This is a genomic window from Micromonospora sp. I033 (genome assembly GCF_053890995.1).
This window is the reverse complement of the sequence record NZ_JBSSLX010000312.1, coordinates 1-4,967: the sequence shown is the minus strand read 5'-3', so window position 1 is coordinate 4,967 and position 4,967 is coordinate 1. Positions and strand designations below refer to the sequence as shown.

The window sequence follows — 4,967 nt, the reverse complement described above, 5'->3', positions numbered from 1 at the left end:
GCCGTCGGGGGTGGGCAGAGGGTGCCGGGTCCGCGCGGAGGGGTCCTGCCCGGGGAGGCCGGCTCCGCCCGAACTCAGCTCAGCGAGGCGCGGAGGGCGGCTTCCTTCTCGGCGACCAGGTCCTCCAGGCTGGCCTGGTAGGCGGCCATCCGGTCGCGCAGCGCCGGGTCGGACGCGCCCAGGATGCGCACGGCGAGCAGCCCGGCGTTGCGGGCGTTGCCGATCGAGACCGTGGCGACCGGCACGCCGGCCGGCATCTGCACGATGGAGAGCAGCGAGTCCATGCCGTCGAGGTACTTCAGCGGCACCGGCACGCCGATCACCGGCAGCGGGGTGACGGAGGCGACCATGCCGGGCAGGTGCGCCGCACCGCCCGCCCCGGCGATGATCACCTTGACGCCCCGGCCGGCGGCGGCCCGCCCGTACTCGATCATCTTGACCGGGGTGCGGTGCGCCGACACCACGCCGACCTCGTAGGGCACGCCGAACTCGTCCAGCGCCTCGGCGGCGGCCTTCATGACCGGCCAGTCCGAGTCGCTGCCCATGATCAGCCCGACGGTGCTCATGCTGTTCTGCCTTCCGTTCGCGACTGCGGGGCTCGCAAGCTCACTCCTCGCGCTCACTGGCGCCTTCGCGCAGCCACCGGGCGGCACGCGCGGCCCGGGCCCGTACGTCGTCCAGGTCGCTGCCGAGCACCGTGACGTGCCCGATCTTGCGGCCCGGGCGCACCTGCTTGCCGTACAGGTGGACCTTGGCACCGGGTTCGGCGGCGAAGAGGTGGTGCAGCCGCTCGTCGATGGACATGCCGCCCGGCTCACCGCCGAGCACGTTGGCCATCACCACGACCGGCGCGGTGAGCGAGGTGTCACCCATCGGGTAGTCGAGCACGGCCCGCAGGTGCTGCTCGAACTGCGAGGTCCGGGCCCCTTCGATGGTCCAGTGCCCGGAGTTGTGCGGCCGCATGGCCAGCTCGTTCACCACCAGCCCGGCGGGCGTCTCGAACAGCTCCACCGCGAGCAGGCCGACCACGCCGAGCGCGGTGGCCAGGTCGATGGCGAGCTGCTGCGCGGCGACCGCCCACTCCTCCGGCAGGTCGGGCGCCGGTGCCAGCACCTCGACGCAGATGCCGTCCCGCTGCACCGTCTCCACCACCGGGTACGCGGCGACCTGCCCGAACGGCGAGCGGGCCACCTGCACGGCCAGCTCCCGCCGCAGCGCCACCCGCTCCTCGACGATCAGCGGGGTGCCCCCGGCCAGCAGGGTGGTGGCCAGCTCGGCGGCCGCGGTGGCGTCGTCCACCATCCAGACGCCCCGGCCGTCGTAGCCGCCGCGGGCGGCCTTGAGCACCACCGGCCAGCCGGTCTCCGTGCCGAACGCGACCAGGTCGGCCGGGGCCTCCACCGGGCGCCAGGCCGGGTTGGGAGCGCCCAGCTCACCGAGCCGCTCCCGCATCACCCGCTTGTCCTGCGCGTGCACCAGCGCCTCGGCCGGCGGGAAGAGCTTCACGCCCTCCTCGGTCAGGGTGCGGATGTGCGCGTTGGGCACGTGCTCGTGGTCGAAGGTGACCACGTCGCACCCCTTGGCGAAGGTGCGCAGGGCGGCGAGGTCGGTGTGGTCGCCGTACTGGACGTCGGCGGCGACCAGGGCGGCGCCGTCGTCCGGGGCGAGCGCGAGCACACGCAGCGACTGGCCGAGGGCGATGGCGGCCTGGTGGGTCATCCGGGCCAGCTGGCCACCGCCCACCATGCCGACGACAGGCAGACCGGTACGGGAATCCATAGCGCCGCCAGCCTATCGGGGCGGCGACAAGCGCCGGTCCCGAGGGCCGGACCTGGGAGGACCGGCGCCCGGTTGACAGGATCACCCCCATGACGACCCGCGATCTGCTCCGCGCCCTGCCGGTGCTGGCCCACGACATGCCGTCGTTCGACCCGACCGGCGTGCCGGCGGAGCCCACCGCCCTCTTCGCCGACTGGCTCGCGGAAGCCGTCGCCGCCGGGGTCGACGAGCCGCACGCCATGACGGTCGCGACGGTCGACGCCGACGGCGCACCCGACACGCGGGTGCTGATCCTGAAGGACCTGGACGCCGCCGGCTGGCACTTCGCCACCTCCGCCACGAGCGCCAAGGGGAGGCAGATCGCCGGCAATCCCCGCGTCGCGCTCGGCTTCCACTGGCGGGAGCAGGGCCGGCAGGGCCGGGTACGCGGCACCGCCCGTCCCGCCGACCCCGCCGTCTCCCGCCGCGACTTCCTGGCCCGGCCGGAGGGCTCCCGGATCGCCACGCTGGCCGGCCGGCAGAGCGCCGTCCTCGCCGACCGCGCCGAGCTGGACCGGGAGCTGGCCGGGGTACGCGCCCGGCTGGCCGCCGATCCCGGGCTGGTCGCCGAGGCGCACACGGTCTACGCGGTCACCCCGGCGAGCGTCGAGTTCTGGCAGGCCGACCGGGAGCGCCGGCACGTCCGGCTGCGGTACCGGCGGGCCGCCGACGGGTGGAGCCGCGAACTGCTCTGGCCGTGACCGTCAGCCGAGCCGGGCGACCAGGTCCTCGACCGTGGTGACCGGGCGGTCGCAGACGAACCCCCGGCAGACGTACGCGGTGGTCCGCCCGTCCAGCGCCGGCCGGTCCGCCAGCAGCGGCACTCCCGGCTGGTCGGCGCGGCCCGCCACCACCACGGCCCCGGGCGGGGCGTGCCGGAGGGCGGCGGCCACCAGCGGGTCGCCCACCGGGTCGTCCGTCACCACCGCGATCTCGTACGGCCCGGAGAGCAGCGCCTCGCCGACCATGGCCGAGTAGCCGGTGAACCGGGCGTGCCGGGCGACGATCGGCGCGACCGTCGACAGGGCCGCCTCCGCCGCCTCCCGGTAGCGGGTCTGCCCCGTCAACGCCGCGTACGCCACGAGTGCCGCGACGATCGCCGAGCGGCCAGCGGGGGTGGCGTTGTCGGTCGGGTCCGCCGGGCGGGTGACCAGGCGCTCGGCGTCGTCGGCGGTGTCGTAGAAGCCGCCGTCGGGTGCGGCGAACCGGGCCAGCGCCACGTCGAGGAGCTGCCCGGCCAGCACGAGCCACCGCCCCTCACCGGTCAGCTGGTGCATCGCACAGAACGCCTCGGCCACGCAGCCGTAGTCCTCCAGCACGCCGGCCGGCTCGCCGACCACCTTGTCCCGGGACACCCGGCGCAGCCGGCCGTCCACCACGTGCACGGCCGCCAGGTGCTCGGCGGCGTCCCGCATCGCGCCGTCGGCCACGATGGTGACGCCCTCCATGAGGTTGGCGTCCTCGTCCTCGGGGGCCGCGTAGAGCGCCGCGACCTGCTGGAACTCGGCGATCGCGGTGATCGCCAGCCCGTTCCAGGCGGCCACCACCTTGTCGTCCCGGGCCGGCTGGGGGCGGGTGTCCCGGGCGGCGAGCAGCCGCCCCACCACCTCCTGCCAGCGGGCCCGGACCTCCGGGTCGGCGTCGTCCACGTCGCGGGCCAGCCGGAGCACGCTCGTGCCGCCCTCGAAGTTCCCCTGCTCGGTCACGCCGAACAGGTCGGCGGCGAACCGGCCGTCCTCCTCGCCCAGCACCTCGGCGAGCTGGGCCGGCGTCCAGACGTAGGTGAGGCCCTCGACACCCTCGGTGTCCGCGTCCAGCGCCGAGGCGAAACCCTCGCCGGCCCGGTGCAGCTCGTCGGCGAGGAAGCGGGCCGTGTCGCGGGCCACCCGCCGGGCCAGCCGGTCGCCGGTGAGCCGCCAGAGCTGGGTGTAGACCCGCAGCAACAGCGCGTTGTCGTAGAGCATCTTCTCGAAGTGCGGCACCGTCCAGTGCCCGTCCACGGAGTAGCGGGCGAAGCCGCCGGCGAGCTGGTCGTGCAGGCCACCGCGGGCCATCGCCTCGCAGGTGTGCCGGACGATCTCCAGGCTCCGGGGCGAGCCGGTGCGCTGGTGGTGCCGGAGCAGGAAGAGCAGGTTCATGTGCGGCGGGAACTTCGGCGCGCCGCCGAAGCCGCCGTTCGTCTCGTCGTACTCCGTGGCGAGCTGGTCGGCGGCGGCGTCCAGCACCTCGGCGGTGAGCGGGGCGGTCAGGCCGCCCACGGCCTGCGCGCCGCCGATCGCCTCGACCACGGCGGCGCCCTGCCGGACCACCGCCTCCCGCTGGTCGCGCCAGGCGGTGGCGACCGAACCGAGCAGCCGGATGAAGTTCGCCCGCGGGAAGTAGGTGCCGCAGAAGAACGGGGTGCCGTCCGGGGTGGCGAAGACCGTCATGGGCCACCCGCCCTGGCCGGTCATCGCCTGGGTGGCGGTCATGTAGACCGCGTCGACGTCGGGCCGCTCCTCGCGGTCGACCTTGACGCAGACGAAGTCGTCGTTCATGAGCTGGGCGACGCCCTCGTTCTCGAACGACTCGTGCGCCATCACATGGCACCAGTGGCAGGCCGCGTAGCCGACCGAGATGAGCACGGGCACGTCGCGCCGCTTCGCCTCCGCGAACGCCTCGTCGCACCAGGGCCACCAGTCGACCGGGTTGTCGGCGTGCTGGAGCAGGTAGGGCGAGGTGGCATCGGCGAGTCGGTTCACCCGACGACCATAACCACCTCGGGCGTCCGCCGCCGCCGGTCGCCCTTCCCGGCCCGGGTCACGTGACCCGGACCGGGGGACCGGATCAGGCCGGCGTCAGGCGTACGGTCGTCGGGCCGACGTCGACCTGGACGTACTCGTCGTAGAAGGGGTCCCGGCCCTCGACCCGCGCCGTGACCTCCGCGTCGCCCGGTCGGAAGCGGAGGCCGTCCACCGCGCTGGTCGTCGCCGACCACTCCACCACCTGGTCCGGCGCGCACTGCACGTCGGTGGCCGCGAACCAGATCCGCACGCGGCCCTGGGTGACCGCGCCGTTGATGTTCAGGGTGGCCGCCGTCCCGTGTGCCGGTGAGCCGCCGACCTGCGGCCGGGGGAACGCGATCAGCGCGCTGCTGGCCCTGGCACGGC

At 74.8% G+C, this 4,967-nt stretch carries 4 protein-coding genes and 1 pseudogene; 1 reads left to right on the top strand and 4 read right to left on the bottom strand.

Annotated features, from left to right (window positions below; translation table 11 throughout):
* Positions 1–74: 74 nt before the first annotated feature.
* Complete coding sequence (gene purE, locus ACW0Q9_RS29115; protein WP_456186741.1) at positions 75–566, bottom strand: 5-(carboxyamino)imidazole ribonucleotide mutase; 492 nt, start codon at positions 564–566, stop codon at positions 75–77.
* A gap of 40 nt (positions 567–606) precedes the next feature.
* Entirely contained in the window at positions 607–1,779 is a 1,173-nt protein-coding gene (locus ACW0Q9_RS29110) for a 5-(carboxyamino)imidazole ribonucleotide synthase (RefSeq protein WP_456186739.1), read from the bottom strand.
* An 89-nt stretch (positions 1,780–1,868) separates the two neighbouring features.
* Here ACW0Q9_RS29110 and ACW0Q9_RS29105 point away from each other — a divergent pair, with 89 nt between their 5' ends.
* The gene (locus ACW0Q9_RS29105; protein ID WP_456186737.1) at positions 1,869–2,519 is read left to right on the top strand and encodes a pyridoxine/pyridoxamine 5'-phosphate oxidase; all 651 of its coding nucleotides are present in this window, start codon (positions 1,869–1,871) and stop codon (positions 2,517–2,519) included.
* Positions 2,520–2,522: 3 nt separating this feature from the next.
* Here the strand turns inward: ACW0Q9_RS29105 and ACW0Q9_RS29100 are convergent, their stop codons facing one another.
* On the bottom strand, positions 2,523–4,559 hold the full coding sequence (locus ACW0Q9_RS29100) for a thioredoxin domain-containing protein (protein WP_456186735.1): 2,037 nt from the start codon (positions 4,557–4,559) through the stop codon (positions 2,523–2,525).
* Between the two features lie 85 nt (positions 4,560–4,644).
* A pseudogene (locus tag ACW0Q9_RS29095) lies at positions 4,645–4,967 on the bottom strand (hypothetical protein); the annotation flags it as partial.